The following is a 17,559-nucleotide window of genomic DNA, read 5'->3' on the forward strand; positions in this document are numbered from 1 at the left end:
CAGATTACTGTATTAGAGTTCTTACTCCTTTTGTAGCCCCACCCGTTTTAGTATCAACGGTGGTTTGTGCTACTTTTTTGACATAGTGCTTGGTTTGGTCTTTTAGTTGATTGGCACTTATATTCATTCCTTGTACTATAAAGTTTGCTAGGGTGGGGGCTTTTAAATAAACAAATACGTTCATCAGCATCAGTAGCCCGCTGGTAAGTACCAATCCTAAATTGGCCTCTCCATTGGATAATAAGGAGGTTATTAATTTATCCAGCACATGGAGCATAAAATTATCGATCAGGTAGAGCATCGGGATCCACAGGCAAACACTCATAAATTTTTGCAACCAGGCCTTCCACATTCCGGAGAAGATAGGGATGAACGACAAACCAATATTCAATGGCCCAAAAATGATAAGTACAAATAGATATATGACCGACATGGCTTTTATCCCAATGAATACCACCGCGGAAATAACGGAAGCAACGGCGGTAACCCCCGAAGTGATAGCTCCAAGTACCAGTGCTTGCAAAGCTTCCGGATCTCCTTTTAATAGGATGTATGAAACACCATAATCTACCATTGATTTTGTTTGGGCAACTAGTATTTTAACGTGGAGCACGTCCCAGGATATGTCATTTGCCTTTAAGGATATTCCAATATTTTGGTAAAACTCAAGGATGGTAAGCGTAAGTGCCCGGTAATTAAATAATACGAAGGCCAGGGGAACCCATTTTAAATATGAAAAAAGGTCGGCTCTTTTGTCCTTATTTAGCAATGCAAGTAGTCCTACTATACTAATACCGATACAGGCAAAAACCTGCCCTATTTCTATCATGGGCGCTACCAATTCGTAGGCATCCAAAATGTACTGGTCGAAAAGTTCGTTGACCGATTCCCGTATTCCTTTATTGGTAAGGTTCATATCATGGTTGATTTATGTTAAGGTAGATCATGGTACGCCGTGCTTTTCGTAGGGAACTTACTTGTGACAACTTATGGTTGTAGGCAATCAAGTTCTCTAGAATAACCTCCAGCTTTTGATTGATCCCTGAAACCATTTTTAACCGTTCTTCGGGCATTATAATGGCTTTGGTCTGTAAAATTTCACCACATTGTTTAATTAGACTTCCAGTTTCTTGGAGTGCCTCGGCGGCATAAACTATAAACTCATCTGTTTCCTCCTTGGTTAAAAACTCCAGCTTTTCGATGGACTGTTTGGAAGTGCGGTAGGCTTCTAGGATTTTCGACTTTAGATCGATGGCCAAATTAACATCCGTCGAGAGCGTTACGTAGTTGGGGGCTCTTTTCTTGGCTTCAAGTTCTTCCTTCAGGATATCGCTAGACTTTGAGGCCTCTTTATTGTTTTTTTCCATCAGTTTAATCAACCGGGACAGGTTGTTATTTACCGCTTGCAACTGGGTGTTAATATTCATTAGATGACTGTTGGATATCCCTATACTTGCGTTGGTGGCCACATCTGTCACGGGAATTTGTGAAAAAAGGGCTAGGTATGCCAATAGGCTCCATAGTGTTATAAAGTGTTTCATGTTCTGATGGTTTTTTTAGATTTCTCGTGGGCATATGCCTTTGCCGTTAACTCCCAATGGCGATTATTTTTTTGGTGCAGTAGCTTGATCCGATCACTCTCCTTAGGATTCGTTTCATAGATACATTTTTCTTCCAACGAGGTTTCTACCCCGTAAACCTTTACTTTGTCCAACCAACAGAAGGCGACCTCGCGATATTTTCTGTCTTTTGGCAAATCTTTATTCAAGGACAGAATCAGTTGTTTCTGTTTCTCTCCCAATCCTAGGAGGGCTTGTATTTTATCAAAGGATTGGGCAAAGTCCCGCATATCCAAAAAGACCTTTATATGGGAGTTTACCACAATGGCATTTTTTATGATCTCAGAAGCGGTAAAGTCATCTACCTTTTGTGAAATGAAAATCGGCTGACCTCCCATTTTTCTTGCCATTCTGGATTGACTATTAAAGTAATGCGCCAATGCAGGTTTTGCCAATGCCTTCCAGGCTTCATCCACCGCCAATATTTTATTGATGGATAGTTTAGAGGGATCGTACATCTTCTTATTAAAGATCTCCATAATCATAAGCGCAGTAATGGGGAACAAAAGCTCATTATCAATTAGTTTCCCCAACTTGAAGTAAACCAATTTTTCATCGCTTAATTGGGAAATCCGATTATCCACTTTGTTTAACAAGTTTCCCCTAGCATTGTTGCCATAGTATTTTTCCAATAGGAAAATGAATACATTGGGATCGAATTTATCCTTTGGGATATTTTTTGATTGAACATAAGGCTTTAGATGGCTTGCACAGAAATCGAAAAAGGTGTCAAATTTAAAATTACTATCATTATTTTGCCACATCCAATGGTAATAGGCAGTAACCAAATACTCTAATACCGCATTCGTTACTTCTGGTTTTCCTACATTTTCTTGGGTGCCCATAATTAGCTTCAGGAGGGTTATAAGGTAGATTCGTTTACCCTCTACCAAGACCTTTCCTTTATCCGTGATTTCCATAAAATCATAGCTGTCCAAAACAAAGGGGTTGAAGGTAAATGGATCGGCATCTTGATGTTGGAGGATGATACCCCCAAATACCTCTGTTAACCGATCGTAGGAATTGCCATCTTCCATAATAATGGCTTCCGCACCTTGTCGCAGTTCCGATGCCAAATAATGATTGGTGAAGTAAGATTTACCGCCCCCAGACCCTGAGGCGACCAACATTCCGCGATTGAATATCCAGTCTTTTCTTTCTGGCTCTCGGTACACGGATACCGAAAGTGGTTGGCCCGTAATACGATCAACCAATTTTAAGCCGTCGACGGCCCTTGTAGCATCCCTGTAACCACCTTCAAAATAGAGTAGGGAAGAAGCCATTTCCAGTGGCATGGGGACGTACATATCTGCAGAAATCCCAATGGCGTTCCCGGCAACCCCGGCAAAGAACAAATTCTTCCTATCTATGGTATTGTGTTTGGGGTGTATCCTTAACTTTTTGAAAGCTCCTGAGAGGTTGGGATGAAGGTCACTTTGCTGTAGGGGAATTTCCTCAATACCTAAAACATTGAGGTGGTAAAAGACAGTTCCCTGATGGTTTTCTATACAGGACTTGGTATAATCATAAATCTGTTCTGCATAAATAGTATTGCGATCATCTTTCCTGCCATTGCTGAATCGATTTAAATTTCTAGCTTTTTTGCGCATTCCCGACAAAACCTTCGATTGGTCGGGTAGGTAGATGTACTGATTTATAATATGTTCATGTGGAATCTTGAAACCCAGAGGGAACAGGTTGCCGATAGGAAAGGGATGCCGTTGGGTGGTGAATTTCCCATAGAATTCATAGGTGCTGATATGGTCTTTGTTAAATTGGTCCAGGTTTTCAAGAGTGTAAAACGATCCGCGTTTGTTTCCAATATGGAGGGCATTACCGTTAAAATCTATATCCATCAGCTGTAGGTTTTGTCTACTAAGTCCAAAATAGTTGGCATAAAGTCCATTTGAGGAGAATAGGTCGTCGTAATTCAGAATTCGCGACCCCATCAAACCGGATGAGTTGATGAGGTTGTTTACCTCCTGGACCTGGGCTTCAAAATCCGTCAAATCCTTACTGCCTAAAAATTCTTTCGGAATAGGTCGAGTAAAGAAGAATTCTCGGGTTTTGCCTAAAAAAGCGTTTGCCCTTTGAGGATTGAATTTTATGTAATTTTCTGGGACCATACTGAGGTATAGATAATGGGTGCCAACCAAAAATGGACGGTTTGTAAAATAATTTTCGTTCGCCCTTTCCAATATATCTCCCTGCAGCCTTTCTGAAATAGGAGTGTAGTTCTCTTGGAAAAACAAGTCCTGTTTATGAACAAGCCTGTTGGGGCCTAAAATGGTTAAGATGGTAATGAAAAGTCTATGGAGCGTATCATAATCGTTGGCATCCAAGGTAAATGCCTCTGGGAGCGTAATCTGTAAAGGGATGGTTACACAACCTTTTTCCTTTGCTATTAAAGCTTGTCGTTCATATCCGTAAATGGGGAATACGTCCCAAAGTGCTACTTGCCTTGCCATAGTAATAGACTTTTAAAGTTATGGGTTAGCTTGATCGTGCTGGGTTTGGAAGTATCCGCCATTTTTTTAATAAAACCATTGGCGCCATAAGTGCGGGAGTAAAATAATATGATAAGGAATGCGATTCCCATTAGGGCTGCGGAAATTAGCATGGCTAAGAACGCGGGGAGGAATAGGGATAGCACTAGCCCATGTACAATGGCAGCTATACTAAGATAAACGAAGTAGTAGATGTATTTGGCTTTCAGCCCCCAATAAGAGGCTTCTTTTTGCAGGCCTTTTCTAATAGGAATGTGGGAGTTGCACATGGCGGAGATATTTAAATATTAGCAATTTCCTCACCGATGGCGATCAAGGCAAAAAATATAGCAATGCCAATAATGATCTTCCCTAGTTTATTGGCCAGGTCGGTTTGTTGGTCTCGGATATAGAGATAGGTTAAACCCGTAATGGCAATAGCCACTCCTGCAATTATCTTTATGATATCGACAATTTCTTTAGAAAGGGTTTTTGAGTCGTTTTTGAAATCTTGTGCTTCTTGTAGTAGTTGATCGAATTGACCATATGAGCACATGGTTATGATGAGGAAAAATGCTAAGAGAAGATAGATCTCAAGTTTTGGAATCCGGCGGCAATTTCTCGGCGGACTTCCTGGTGCGGATGACGGTGAGTTTTTCATGCTTTTTGTGAGTTAAGGAATTTGAATTTTCTTCAAATGACCCTTTTCTAAAAGCTTCCAAAAGTTTTGAAGCGTTTTCCGCTTCGTTTAATTGGTTGAGTACAGCATCTACATTAGTAGGATCATCTTCTGAATTATATGCAAATTTATCATTTATATACATATTAGCAACATTATTTGTGTTTTTTTTTGAAGAATCGGTATTTTTTATTATAAATATCCAAAAGACGTACCCGTACCATAGTAGGGAAAGTCCAAGGAATATGTGCCAGTATATGCTCAATTTTTTAATTTTATTGATTCTCAATAAGGGTAATCAGCTTTTCGTAGTTTTTATTGGTGAAATCCATTAAAACTTTACGGATAAGGTCGTTTCTTGAGGTTTTGATACCCATTTTATAAGAAATCCCCATAGCCATTTTTTCGTACTTGATAGCGCAGTCCTTGTTTATGGTCATAAAGATACTTTCATTCTCGCTCTTCACCGGTTCCACTTGCAGGAGTAGCTCTAATTGATTTTTAGAACTTGGCTTATTTTTAATTCTACTTTTGCCATGTGGAAGGTTTCTTTGGGGCTCATTTGCGACATCCGTTCTACGTTCGATACTTGAGCTATCAGTTTGCTTTTGTTTTGATCGATCCAGTCGGAGTTGTCTTAGGGTGCTGTTCGTCTCTTGGTTTTTATCAGCTAATTGCTGAAGTAAATCAATCGTGCTAATTTTTTTCTTTTTACCCATTACATTGGTGTTTTTGGATTTGATAAGTACTCTACTTCCTTTAAGAACTTTTTGATGCCCAAAACGCCTTCCTCTTTGTTTTCTGGGATAGCCTGTAGGGTATTGCGATATTGTTCTTTGTAGATAGTTTTATCCTTCACTACACTTTCCATCATGGGGATGCCGGCATTTAGAAATTGTTTTCTTAGTAAGGAAAACTTGTTTTTCCGTATCAACTGGTATTTGTTGAAAAATAGGTGTACGCTTTTAAGTACCCGCTCATTATTTTCCAAAAAGTTACTTTTTAGGGTAAAGTAAAAATTGGAAGTACTATCTATTTCCAATTCATCGTGGCTACAGGGAATAAAAATATGCTCAACATATAATAGGCCCTTTACCATTTCTACGTTAAGACTTCCCGGTAGGTCCAGAATAATATAATCCACTAGACCGTAATATTTCAAGATGGTGTCCCGGAGTGTATCCACCGTAACCCGTTCAATAGGAAATAGGTCCAATTCCTCAGGAGCTGCTTCCTTCAGTAGGTTCAACTCGCGCTGTCTTTTCTTATAGACGGAATACTGTGGATCGTCCCCATCCAAGAGGACAACTTTTTTTCCGTTGGCATAATAAAAGTTAGAGGCAAGGATTAGGTTTAAGGTCGTTTTCCCTATGCCCCCTTTTTCTCCGACGATACTGATAATTTTTGTTTCCAAATTATAAGTGTTGTTACAAGTCTAACGTAGGTTGAATTCCTTTAATTTAGTTTGTGGGGAGCCTTTTTTTCCTATGAATTTAGGTGCATATCTATATACCCAGATATTTTAATATGTGTATATCTTAATATCAATATATGTGAATATCAAAATATGCTAATATCTACATATTAAAATATGTCAATATCTAAATATGTGCATATGCGAATATTTGCATTCTAATATAAATATATAATTGTTTAATATATAGTAATTTAGATGTTAGGTAGTTTTGTTGCGACTATCGGTGCCACTGAAATACCATTGGGCCAAAGTGAGCTTAATAAGGCCTTATCAACTTTTTAGTTTAATGGGTAATTGACTTGGACTCTTAAAAATGGGACAGGATTCCACTTAAAAGGTTCCATGTTTGCCAAGCCCCTGCGGAAGTCGGGACATCTTTCCGATATAATTTTTTCCCCTTCCCACACTTTACATCGATCCGCCTAGGAAGGTTTTTTGCGGCAGATGTTCCCGACACCCTCGGGGCCGCACAAAAGCACAAGGGGAGAAAAACCCCTTACCCTTTTTCTCCCTAGCTATGAAATCGTGTCCATTGTACCGCGTTTTCCACTATTTCAAATAAATAGAAAGACCATATAAACTGATAGACTGTACTTAAATGGTTCTATATGGTTTGATGTGGTTTAGAGTCGTAAAATACTGTAAATAAGTCTTTTAAAGTGTATTTTGGTTCTTTATATTTATATAAGTTTATCCGTTTTTAACGGATAGCAAGTTATGTTTTGCGTAACGCAAAATACCTACTTCTAGCGAAGTGAAAAGGCTGCCCTAGGCAGTAGGTTAGGTTAAAATGAGCGAGAAATGATAATCAATAAAGTCGGTAGAAAACAGTTGGGAGACAGAAAGCGAAAGCATACTATTATGCTCCGGTTCAATACAGGGGAGCTGGAAAAAGTGAAGGCACTTTTAAGATCCTATAATGTCGATTTTCAAAGAAGGGGCGCCGTGGGCCCTTTCTTAAGAAGGCTCATTCTGAACAAGCAAGCTGAAAAATCGGAGTGTCTACCCGGAAACACCCCTAAGGTCAGGTACCAACTGAACAAAATAGGAACCAACATCAACCAATTGGTGAAGGTGGCCCATTACAAGAACAGACGAAGCCCGAATGCCAGCCTTGTACGTGAGGTGCAAAAGGCCAATGAGCTGATAACCGTATTGATAACGACCATAAACAATACGAACCTGCAATGATAGCACGACTGCTTTATCGGAAAAATGTACAAGGGGTACTGAAATACGTGCTGGGGAAACCGGAATGTACCGTATTGGGCTTTCATAATACCTATTCGGACACGGATACGGACCTTAAGCTTTTCGAACAGGTGCTTTTCTATCTAGGCAACCGGCATGAATCCGAAAAACGCTACGTACATGCCTCCCTGAACCTTCCCCGTGGCGAACATTTGGATGATGACACCTTTTTGGTATTGTCCAAAGCCTATATGGAATATATGGGCTACGGACAGCAGCCTTATATTGTGGTACGGCATCACGATACCGAGCACGAGCACGTCCACATCGTCTCCAGTACCATCAAGGAAGACTGTAGTCAGATCAACCTTTCCTTTGACTTTAGAAGGAGTATGGCTGCCCAGAAATACCTGGAGAAACAGTTTGGACTTTCCCCTTCCCCAGAAAAAAGGACGGTCTGGGAGCTCCCCAAACAGGAAACTCCACAGTTCAGGCATCAGGATATTAACGGGGTCCGTTTCTATATGCAGGACATCCTAAACAACACCCTGCAAAAACATAAGGTGCGGAGTTTTGGCGAACTCGCCAAACTATTGGAAAAGTACCATATCCAACTGAAGGTCGTAGAACGCTCGGGTAGGGTAGGGGTAGCTTATGGCATTGCGACCAAGGAAGGGTACCGATCCCGTTTCATTAGCGGCTATACCGTACACCCACAATTGTCCGGCCCCAAGCTCCAACAAGTCTTTGAGCGCAATAAGCAATCGGCCCTATTGCCCATGGTAAAAAAACGCTTGGAAAAGCAGTTGTTTACGACCTATAAGCTTTTTAACACCCTCCGTCCCGAGCACCTTCCGGATATCTTAGGTTCCTATCAAAAACTCGATTGCAGGCTGACCTGCGATGCGCAGGGACAGGTGGTGGAATTCAACATTTATGATAAATCGGGCTATGTACTGCGCAGCGGAGAGATAGCGAGCAGCCTTGGTATCAGTGAGAACCCTGACTTGTTCCAAACCGAACACACCCAAATAGACCCAGAGAGCAAGCAATTGCAATTGGAGTTCCAACGTTGCCTAAAGGAAGCCTATCAGAAAACCTATAGGGATTTGAGGCATAGACCCTTGTTCTCGGAGCATATCGCTGCTACCTCTCTAAATGCCTTGGTTAGGGAAATGATGAAATCGGAGCGCTTTTTGTTCCTTCGGAAATACCTGCATACCGATAATCAGACCATGTGGAAGGTGATCGCATCCCATTTCCATCCTTTAAGTGAGGAGCTTGGTACCACCGCCTATAACAAGGAAAAGCAGCAGTTGCAAATGAAGGCAGACCTTGTTCAACTGGCCATTGACCAGCTGTTCACCAATACCCTGGACCAAAGGGAAGTCCTTGGTGAGCTTGTCCAAAGTCTGGGTGCAAGGTACGATAGGGGCACCCTGACCTATGCGAATTCTAAGCTTCACCAAGTGCCGGTCGATATGGGTAATACCCTACTACAGACTACAAGAAACCGATATACACCTCCTAATTTTATACGTGAAAATGAAAAGCTACTGAAAGGATTGCTAAATAATAAATCTGCAAAAGAAATTAAACCAAGTTCGATAGCCCTATTCCTTCCCATGGTATTTCCAAAGCTCTATAATGCTATGGATCGGCCCTATAGGGAACGGTTCGATACCTTGGCCCTGAAAGCCTATCATCTTCATGCTGAACGCATGCAGGGGCCTTTTGAGAAATCGCCCAGGGACTATATCGCATTTTTCAATGCCAGAGGCTTTTATTATGAGCAGCAGGAAGGAAAACTCCGTGTGGGTTCTATCTACGCCAAGAATCCTGTTACTGTTGCGCTTTCAAAGAAAATGCAAAACTATTTACAATCGTCCCCTGAGTTGGACAGCGCCTTGGCTACTCAGGCTATCATCCTGGAGAATATCATAGCCCAAGGGCAGGGCAATTTAAAATGCCTTTGGATGGGCCATTTAATGGAACGCGGGCATTATAAGCGGGCAGCCTATAAGTATATATCGGACGGTGTAACACCCAATTTACCGCCCGAACTAGTAGAGCACCATATGGCAAACGGATTCAAGGAGGCCTTGGTGGCCGTAGCCAGGGAACGGGACCGTCAAGCACAGGCCAGTATGCTCCGTGCAGGGTCGCATGCCCTGGATACGCTCATGGGCAGCACCTCTTTCAAAGATGAAGAAGCCTTTAACTGGTTTAAGGACGAGCTTACGGATTATTCCAAGTACAAGGGGAATTTGCTTGGGATGTAGGTTTGGGTAGTTTATAAATACAAAACTAGATGTACAAAGAAAGTTTATCTGAAATCTTGATGTTTATCATGGTGAAGGTGGGAAGTATACAAGAGTAATTGTTACCTCTATAGCCAAAACAAGGATGTTGTTGAAAAGAGGGGGTCTGGGGGAGACTCCCCTTTACCTACTCGACTGTAGTCAGTTTTAATTCCACATTCCATTTGATTCTGTCAAAATAATAGGGTTCTTGTCTGTAATCAATATTGTCTGTTCGTGTTGAGTTACATATCCTCCTTTATTTCCAACTAAAGTCCAACCGTCATTTAATTCTACAGCAACAGTTGATTTTGTGGAAATGAAAGTTTCAATAGCTACAGTTGTATTTTTTTTAAACCTTTCTCGATTTGTTCTAACTCGGTAATTTAAAATATTTTCAGGTTTTTCATGTAAACTTCTTCCAACTCCATGTCCAGCTAAATTTTTAATAACTTTAAAGCCAGATTTTTTTGCTTCCGTTTCTATCAAGTGTCCAATGTCAGCTATTTTTACACCTCCTTTTATATTACTAATAGCTTTGTGTAAAATATTTTTAGACGCATCTACAAGAGGTTGATGATTATGAATATCCTTTCCAAGAACAAAAGAACTTCCATTATCAGAGCAAAATCCATTTAATTCCGCAGAAACATCAATATTTATTAAGTCACCTTCTTTCAGAATTTTTTTGTCAGATGGAATTCCGTGAGCAGCTTCTTCATTTACACTTATACAAGCATATCCAGGAAATTCATAAGTTTCATAAGGTGCTGATTTAGCCCCATAACTTTTTAAAATTTCAGCACCATATTCGTCTAATTCTTTAGTTGACATACCAACTTTAGCATATTCTATCATGAGTTTTAGTGTAGTTCCAACAACTTCACTAACTTTTTTCATTCCGATTAATTCTGATTCTTTTGTTATTGACATTCTGTTTTTTTCTTTATCTGTTACAACGGTTCGTATAACCGTCAGTTACGGGGCAATAAGCCTTAATTTTCGGTTTGACACTGACTTTAGCAATTCCGAGTGGAATCCGATGTTGTCGAATCCGCCGTTATTGCGGATATTTTATTGGCAATAGTTTTTGTTATATTTTTATTGAGGTCATATATATTTTACTCAACCCGTTTTCATTTTCTTGAACATATTTTTTAAAATCTGATATATTTTTAAACTTTTTCGGTTTAATATTTTGCCTCTTACTTGTAAAATATAAGGTTTGATTTTTTTCATCATAGAAGGGGCAGTATTCCATAAATTTAGTGTTAATAGGTGCGCCTATGTTTGTTGATTTTCCCCATTCTCCGTTTAAATCTTTTTTTGAAATATATAAATCACCACTTCCTTGACCATCTTCCTCATTGTATTTCGTATATAGTATAAAATCTTCGTTCTTGGAAATAAAAGCATTAAATTCATAACCATCACTATTTATATTTTCACCTAAAAGAACAGGAGCTAAATACTTTCCAGCTTCCCATTTACAATAATAAATATCATCTTTTCCAAAACCATCTGGAGAGTTCATTGTAAAATATAGATTATTGTTATCACTAATAGTTGGATAAAATTCGTCTAAATCTGAATTAATAGGTTTTCCTATATTTTTAGGTTCAGACCATTTTTCATTTTTATTTTCTCTATCAACATACCAAATATCAAAATCCTTTTTTTCATCAAGTGAATCATCCAAAGGTCTGTCAGAAACAAAAAATAACCGATTTCCATTCATTGATAAAAATGGTTCTAAATACATATATGAATCACAAAATGTCAATAATTCTGGCTCTAACCATTTACTATTTTCTTTCTTAATGGTAGCTAACTGGGATATTTTACCATTAGGGCTTTGTAGAGTGAAAAACGCTTCATCTCCATTGGTTGAAATACAAAAATCCCGCACATTATTGAATTGATTTAGTACTTTATTAAAATGAAAAATATCATTTTCATTTTGAGCCGACAGTAAATTTGAAGTTAAAATTAACGTGATTATTAATAAGTTTTTTGTCATAATTACATTCTTTTGGTTTTTGTTTAATTATTGCCAACTCGTAATATCAGTTAAATCATACTGTACAGTAAGCCATTTAAAAACAGCAGTACCAATATTATGATTTAGGTAGGGGAATAACAAATAAAACTTTAAGAAAATACAACAAATATGTTGTTCTTAAGGAGGAAATTCCAATGGCCATGTTCTTGCGGGAGGTTCGCTCCCAGCACTTTGTACGGCTTCGCTCACCACCTTCAGAACCGCGCACAAGAACAGAACGTTCCTTCATAACCTGCTATGGGATAGTTATCCTGGGTAAGGAGCAGTAACGGGGGAGTGGGCTATATCCCGGTGTTCCGGAACTTAAGCCCTTGCCACGCCTAGCACAAACTGAACGTTAACAAATTCAACGGAAAGCTAGGAATGGCACATTTTGCTCCGATAACATTGCCACAAATCGAACCGAAATACTTAACTTACATTAAAAACAAATTTTTTGCTTTTTTGACCTTTTTCAAGCGGACTTTGATTCTATTTTTTATAAAACGGTTTAAGTAAGTTTCCCTTACTTATATATTGTCCCCTAAAACGTCCGTTTTACGGGACAATAGCCCAAGGGATAAAATATGCCTGATAACAGTCCTTTTTACGGTCTTTTTTAGTAGTTTCGTAAAATAACCTTTTACGGGACTATTATGATTGTTGGATATGCCAGGGTTTCTACCAAGGACCAGAAATTAAAAGCACAGATCGATTTATTAAAAGAAGCCGGTTGTGAAAGGATCTACTCCGATGTAGCGAGTGGAGTAAGACAGGACCGGTCTGGACTGAACGAAATGATCGGACAGCTTCGGAAAGGCGATACCGTGATCACCTATAAGAATGACCGTATATTCAGGTCTCTAAAAAACATGATCGATTTGATAGACCTGTTCAATGAAAAGGGGGTACATTTCAAAAGCCTTACCGAACCTGAATTTGATACCACATCTGCCAATGGCAAGTTCCTGTTACAGATTTTTGCGGCCGTAGCCGAATTTGAACGGAACCTTATCCGGGAAAGGACCAAGACGGGACTGGATGGTGCCAGAAAGCGCAACAAATTGTTGGGCAGGCCCAAGGGCGCCTCAGAGGCCACCAAGGAAAAGTACCAATTTGCCAAACACCTGTACGGTAATAAGGACATCCCCATAATGGAAGCCTGTAAAAGGGCGGGCATTAGCAAAAGCACTTTTTACAGGGTAGAACAGTCTTTAGGAATGCTTGGATAGCGACTTCCGGACAAAGGCGGCATGGTCATACATGCATGTTTTTATAAAGAATAAGGCGTAACTTCATTTTTTATACTAATGAAGTACTAAATTATAAACATATAAGGGCGCATTTATTTCAGGTATTCCCTATGTTTAAATATCCAAAGGAAGTATTAAGGACTACTTTGTAGGGATTCAAAAAATTAACAAATACCAAAAATAAAAAGGAGCGGTTTTTAGAAAAGAACTATGAGCTTTGGAAGAAGATTGATCCAGTAAGGGTATAAAAACCAATCAAATGAAAATCACAATCAGCCATGAGTAAAGAAGATATCAGATGGGAGCAACGCTTTTCCAATTAAATAAAAGCATTTAATAAGTTAGACCAGGCAGTAACTAAAATCAAAGAAGATTTTGAAATTGGTAAGGATGGTAATATTAATGATGATGAATTTTTAGATGATATTATTAAAGAAGGGTTGATACAGCGTTTTGAGTACACGCATGAACTTGCGTGGAACGTAATGAAAGATTATGCAGCATATCAAGGGAACCCAAATGTTGGAGGTTCCAGAGATGCCGTCAGGGAAGCGTTTCAGTTACAAATAATTGCCGAGGGAAAGATATGGATGGAAATGATAAAAAGCCGGAACAAGACCTCCCATACTTATAATGAAGAAATAGCTGATGAAATATTTAGAGATATAATTTACGTGTACCATGCAGCGTTCAAGACATTTTTTAATACCATGGAAGCAAAGCGAAGTGGAGAGCAAGAAAAACTTTTTGAAGAGGAATAATGTACGGATTGGAACAAGAGGACATAGATAACATGAATTCGGTTTTTGGTAATTGTCCGGAAGTTGAAAAAGCTATACTATATGGCTCAAGGGCTAAAGGCAATTATAAGCCTTACTCGGATATAGACATCACTTTAGTAGGTCCGGCATTAACCTTATCACTGCTATTTGAAATAGAAACAGCTTTGGACGATTTGCTGTTGCCTTATAAGATGGATATTTCCATTTTCCATAAAATAGAAAATAAAGATTTGATCGATCATATTAATAGGATCGGTATTACCCTTTATGATAATAAGGCTGATTTATAAAAATCGCAAGACGAATTAGTAGGATCGCTAGCGCTGAATTTAGAGGAGTTTGCCCGTCCCGAAGCTATGGCTATAAAACAGCCATGTTCTTGTGGGAGGTGTCCAGGGTTTCATGATGTTTCGACTTGTTACCACCCTCAGAACCGAACGGCAACCGCTTTCTTGGTTCCGCTCGCTCCAACAACCAAGCCCTTGTCTTTGACATTTTTGGGGATTCTTCGTAAGAGGTACGATCGGTTAATTGTAGTTTTGTGAATTAAGTAATACTTTTTTTGCTTTACCCTATAGTTTTTCTTAGAAAAACAATAACACTTATAAATTGTATAACAATTCTAACAATTTTCCTGAATTTTTAGTATGTATTCGCTAGGACTAAGGTTCTTTAAATTCTTAAAAGCCTTGCTAAACGAACTTCTATTGGCAAAGCCACACTCCTCGGCCAGGGCTTCCATGGTGTTATTTTCTAAAAAACCGTTATCGATTAAATATTTGGCATGCTCCATCCGTAAATTATTCTTATAAGTAGTAAAACTTATACCGAAATATTGGTGTATGAAATACGATAAATGATGGGCTGGCATTTCTAGTTCCCTAGCAAATTTAGTTACAGTGAAATCCTGCTTCAGGTATAATTTCCTTTGAGCAAGGAGCTCCAATTTCTCTTTTATCTCGGTTTCATCCAAGCCAAATTTTAAATCGGCACTTATATCCGTAGTTTCATCTTTAATAAGTGGTATTTTTCTTGATCGGGGATACCCATGAAGGATCATGGGGAAATAAATGGGAACCACTCCAATAGCAAAGAGAATTAAATACAGTAAAACCGTAACAATAACGCTTCCGTTTTCCAAGCCAAAAAAGTGGTTAAATATACTGAAATCGATCCATTTTTCAACAGCATGCGCAATCGCCATCAAAGACATCACCATTAGCATCAGCCAAAAAAACATTAACCATTTGTTCAATGTCATCTTCAACTGATCCGTAGCGCCTTCATTTAAGAAAGCCAATAACTTAGGTAACAAGACCAACAAGAAAACACACTGCCATACATGACGGAGCAGATAATGTTGGTACAAAGTCAATAACCAATAATGAGCCTTAAACCTATTTTCAGTATCTGTAATTGCTCCCTGCAAAATGTCCTCGTAAACCTTACTCGGGGCTGCATAAACAGCCCCCACATCTACTACCCCCAATAAAAAAGGCACAAACAATAACAAGTATTCTTTTTTCCATAAAAATTTATCCTCTATAAGGGTTTCGAAATAAAAATAAATCGGAACGATTATGAGATTATATAGAATAAGGGGCCATAAAAAAAAATAAGAGAATTGTTTAAGGAGCCTTGCTTCTACAACATAGGTCTGCAAGGTATAAATGGAGATAATAAAGTAAAAACAGCCTAAAAATAAAGTGGCTTTGGTATTCGTAAATTTTTTAAAGAAAAACAAGGAGGTCAAAACAATACCAAAGATGGAGGTTATTAATAAAATACTATTCAAAATACAATTATTTAAAAAAAATAAAGCCCTAGTGTTATTTAAATAATAGGCAATATACTTGAGCTATTTTATGAGCAAAAGCGATATTTAGCCATACATGGAAAAAACAACTTTGGACTTTTCAGTTCATATAAGTCCATTAGTGCTTTACTTATTTTTTAGTGCCACAAGAGCGTTTATACATAAAGAAGTTAAAAATCCTACATTATTAGACGAAACTAAATTTTTATACGGTATAAAGGAATAAATCTTGATTTATATCAAGTAATTACGACATTTAAAAACCGATAATAGTATTTTGAAATTAAGAATTAATCGATATTTTATGAAAGGATGATAGACTCAGAAACTTAATTAGGGGACTAACTGCTCAAGAAAAAGGCCGATTCTGGGACCAATCAAACAATTATCGCCACCACCCTTAGAACCGCTCGGCAACCGCTTTCTTGTTTCCGACAGCTCCAACAACCAAGCCCTTGTCTATTGGATTTTTGGAGATCCTTAGTACGAGAACAAAAGCATTCCAATTCAAGAAGCCTGTAAAAGGGCGGGCATTAGCAAAAGCACTTTTTACAGGATGAACAGTCTTTAGGAATGCTTGGACACCAACTTACTTGTAATATGTGTTTCGCAATGATATCGTAAAGCAATCTGAGTTCAGAGGGATGTGCCGAAAGTTCTGGAAATTCTAGATTAGAGTCTAATTCACTCTTCAAGGAATCTCTAAGTGATCGCCAACTGTATTTTTCTTTGAGTGCGATTAAGGTATTTTCGTTTGGCGGTCGGAATCGAAATGCATATGGTATTCCATTTTTACGGCAATTTCATGGTCTTGATTAAAACTACTATACATAGTCTAAAACTATAAATGTTGTATATTATCCACAAATATGATATATATTGTGGATAATATACAACAAAATGAATTCAAAGAGAGCAATCATACTACCGAAGTATCAGAAGGTTTTTGAGCAGTTAGGTGAAAACATAAAGCTTGCACGAAAACGAAGAAAGCTAACGACTGAGCAAGTTTCTGAACGGGCTGGTATTAATCGCACTACACTTTACAGAATTGAAAAAGGTGCCTCAGCTGTTGCCATAGGTTCTTATTTTAATGTGTTAAGGGTGCTTAATTTAGAGGATGATTTTAAAAAGCTTGCCGTGGATGATGAATTCGGCAGAAAATTACAAGATCTTGATTTACCATAATAAAAATGGCTGGAGGAAAATTTAAAAGCAATTTATTCAATATTATTTTTGCCTATCCTACAATTTTTATTGCAATAACAATTGTACTTGTTAATTATGTAAGAATTTTAACTAATATTTAAGTGCTTTGGAAGGTTAAATTGTTTCTTTTGCAGAAAATGAACTTACTTAAGCAGTACTAAAATCATTCAACTATGAAACTAAATTATTCCATATTGGAATTTCTTTACAGAAACCGAAAAAGGGGATTTTCTAGGATAACGCATATTTGTTTAGATCCCAATAGAGCCACCCAAATAGCAAGAAAAATGAAGGAGGAGGGACTGATAGATTTTAAACAGCGTAGGTTTATGGGAAGCAACGGGGAACTTTGTTTCATTGCACCACCGGCATTGATGATCACACCATTGGGAATAGAGATGATCGAGTCCCAGGATATGGAGTAAAATCACTCCGTAGGAAGCTCGATCGGTAAGTTAACAAAACATGTTATTTTAAACTTACACAGTTAACGGGACAGTGTCGTTGTATGTGAATCCTAACTCTTGGTACATAACCAACCGAAGGATGAATGAACAACTTCTTTCTTTTTGCCCCTTCTTCATTTTATAACTATAACATATACAGTATATGGCCTCTAGTGACAGCTACGCTTCCACTATGCCAAAACAAAAACAAATACGAGAAGGTGCGCTTTCCCCATAGAGGAAGACCGGATCCGCCAATA

18 protein-coding genes and 1 pseudogene are annotated in these 17,559 nt (G+C 38.5%); 8 read left to right on the forward strand and 11 right to left on the reverse strand.

The annotated features are described in order from the left end of the window. Positions 1–4 precede the first annotated feature (4 nt). From HCG49_RS15020 to HCG49_RS15055, 8 genes are all read right to left on the reverse strand, one after another. Positions 5–916, reverse strand: coding sequence for a hypothetical protein (locus HCG49_RS15020; RefSeq protein ID WP_168470345.1), 912 nt, complete (start codon positions 914–916; stop codon positions 5–7). A 1-nt stretch (position 917) separates the two neighbouring features. Further along, on the reverse strand, positions 918–1,541 hold the full coding sequence (locus tag HCG49_RS15025; protein ID WP_168470346.1) for a hypothetical protein: 624 nt from the start codon (positions 1,539–1,541) through the stop codon (positions 918–920). After that, the gene (locus HCG49_RS15030; protein ID WP_168470347.1) at positions 1,538–4,087 is read right to left on the reverse strand and encodes a TraG family conjugative transposon ATPase; all 2,550 of its coding nucleotides are present in this window, start codon (positions 4,085–4,087) and stop codon (positions 1,538–1,540) included. Before HCG49_RS15030 ends, HCG49_RS15025 begins: the two co-directional genes overlap by 4 nt. Then, complete coding sequence (locus HCG49_RS18865; RefSeq protein ID WP_168470348.1) at positions 4,072–4,395, reverse strand: DUF4133 domain-containing protein; 324 nt, start codon at positions 4,393–4,395, stop codon at positions 4,072–4,074. The genes HCG49_RS15030 and HCG49_RS18865 overlap by 16 nt, the downstream gene beginning before the upstream one ends. Positions 4,396–4,406: 11 nt before the next feature. Beyond that, positions 4,407–4,766 (reverse strand): TrbC/VirB2 family protein, encoded by a 360-nt coding sequence (locus HCG49_RS15040; protein WP_262888042.1) that lies wholly within the window; start codon positions 4,764–4,766, stop codon positions 4,407–4,409. Further along, positions 4,699–4,929, reverse strand: a complete 231-nt coding sequence (locus HCG49_RS15045; protein ID WP_168470350.1) for a hypothetical protein — start codon at positions 4,927–4,929, stop codon at positions 4,699–4,701. Before HCG49_RS15045 ends, HCG49_RS15040 begins: the two co-directional genes overlap by 68 nt. A gap of 130 nt (positions 4,930–5,059) precedes the next feature. Then, positions 5,060–5,503 carry a hypothetical protein gene (locus tag HCG49_RS15050; RefSeq protein ID WP_168470351.1) on the reverse strand — a complete coding sequence of 148 codons (444 nt, stop codon included), beginning with the start codon at positions 5,501–5,503 and terminating at the stop codon, positions 5,060–5,062. Next, positions 5,503–6,198: a ParA family protein gene (locus tag HCG49_RS15055; protein WP_168470352.1), complete on the reverse strand. Its 696-nt coding sequence runs from the start codon at positions 6,196–6,198 to the stop codon at positions 5,503–5,505. The genes HCG49_RS15050 and HCG49_RS15055 overlap by 1 nt, the downstream gene beginning before the upstream one ends. A gap of 864 nt (positions 6,199–7,062) precedes the next feature. Here HCG49_RS15055 and mobC point away from each other — a divergent pair. Together mobC and HCG49_RS15065 are read left to right on the forward strand one after the other, a co-directional pair. Then, entirely contained in the window at positions 7,063–7,452 is a 390-nt protein-coding gene (gene mobC, locus HCG49_RS15060; RefSeq protein WP_168470353.1) for a plasmid mobilization relaxosome protein MobC, read from the forward strand. Next, the gene (locus tag HCG49_RS15065) at positions 7,449–9,734 is read left to right on the forward strand and encodes a relaxase/mobilization nuclease domain-containing protein (protein WP_168470354.1); all 2,286 of its coding nucleotides are present in this window, start codon (positions 7,449–7,451) and stop codon (positions 9,732–9,734) included. The genes mobC and HCG49_RS15065 overlap by 4 nt, the downstream gene beginning before the upstream one ends. A 186-nt stretch (positions 9,735–9,920) precedes the next feature. On the opposite strand, the gene map is transcribed toward HCG49_RS15065, so the two are convergent. Further along, a complete protein-coding gene (gene map, locus HCG49_RS15070; protein WP_168470355.1) occupies positions 9,921–10,685 on the reverse strand; it encodes a type I methionyl aminopeptidase in 765 nt (254 codons plus the stop codon). A 160-nt stretch (positions 10,686–10,845) separates the two neighbouring features. Continuing rightward, positions 10,846–11,772 carry a TolB family protein gene (locus HCG49_RS15075; protein ID WP_168470356.1) on the reverse strand — a complete coding sequence of 309 codons (927 nt, stop codon included), beginning with the start codon at positions 11,770–11,772 and terminating at the stop codon, positions 10,846–10,848. A gap of 677 nt (positions 11,773–12,449) precedes the next feature. Between HCG49_RS15075 and HCG49_RS15080 the strand changes: the two genes are divergently transcribed. The 3 genes from HCG49_RS15080 (at position 12,450) to HCG49_RS15090 (ending at position 14,118) form a co-directional block, all read left to right on the forward strand. Continuing rightward, entirely contained in the window at positions 12,450–13,025 is a 576-nt protein-coding gene (locus HCG49_RS15080; RefSeq protein ID WP_168470357.1) for a recombinase family protein, read from the forward strand. A gap of 344 nt (positions 13,026–13,369) precedes the next feature. Then, positions 13,370–13,807 (forward strand): nucleotidyltransferase substrate binding protein, encoded by a 438-nt coding sequence (locus tag HCG49_RS15085; protein WP_317167507.1) that lies wholly within the window; start codon positions 13,370–13,372, stop codon positions 13,805–13,807. Then, complete coding sequence (locus HCG49_RS15090; protein WP_168470358.1) at positions 13,807–14,118, forward strand: nucleotidyltransferase domain-containing protein; 312 nt, start codon at positions 13,807–13,809, stop codon at positions 14,116–14,118. The genes HCG49_RS15085 and HCG49_RS15090 overlap by 1 nt, the downstream gene beginning before the upstream one ends. A 332-nt stretch (positions 14,119–14,450) precedes the next feature. On the opposite strand, the gene HCG49_RS15095 is transcribed toward HCG49_RS15090, so the two are convergent. After that, complete coding sequence (locus HCG49_RS15095; RefSeq protein ID WP_168470359.1) at positions 14,451–15,623, reverse strand: helix-turn-helix domain-containing protein; 1,173 nt, start codon at positions 15,621–15,623, stop codon at positions 14,451–14,453. Between the two features lie 511 nt (positions 15,624–16,134). Here HCG49_RS15095 and HCG49_RS18870 point away from each other — a divergent pair. From HCG49_RS18870 to HCG49_RS15105, 3 genes and pseudogenes are all read left to right on the forward strand, one after another. Next, a pseudogene (locus tag HCG49_RS18870) lies at positions 16,135–16,215 on the forward strand (recombinase family protein); the annotation flags it as partial. 329 nt (positions 16,216–16,544) lie between these two features. Further along, positions 16,545–16,832 (forward strand): helix-turn-helix domain-containing protein, encoded by a 288-nt coding sequence (locus tag HCG49_RS15100; RefSeq protein ID WP_168470360.1) that lies wholly within the window; start codon positions 16,545–16,547, stop codon positions 16,830–16,832. 194 nt (positions 16,833–17,026) lie between these two features. Continuing rightward, positions 17,027–17,278 carry a hypothetical protein gene (locus tag HCG49_RS15105; RefSeq protein WP_168470361.1) on the forward strand — a complete coding sequence of 84 codons (252 nt, stop codon included), beginning with the start codon at positions 17,027–17,029 and terminating at the stop codon, positions 17,276–17,278. Positions 17,279–17,559: the final 281 nt, after the last annotated feature.

It is taken from the genome of Arenibacter sp. 6A1, assembly GCF_012272855.1.
GTDB lineage: Bacteria > Bacteroidota > Bacteroidia > Flavobacteriales > Flavobacteriaceae > Arenibacter.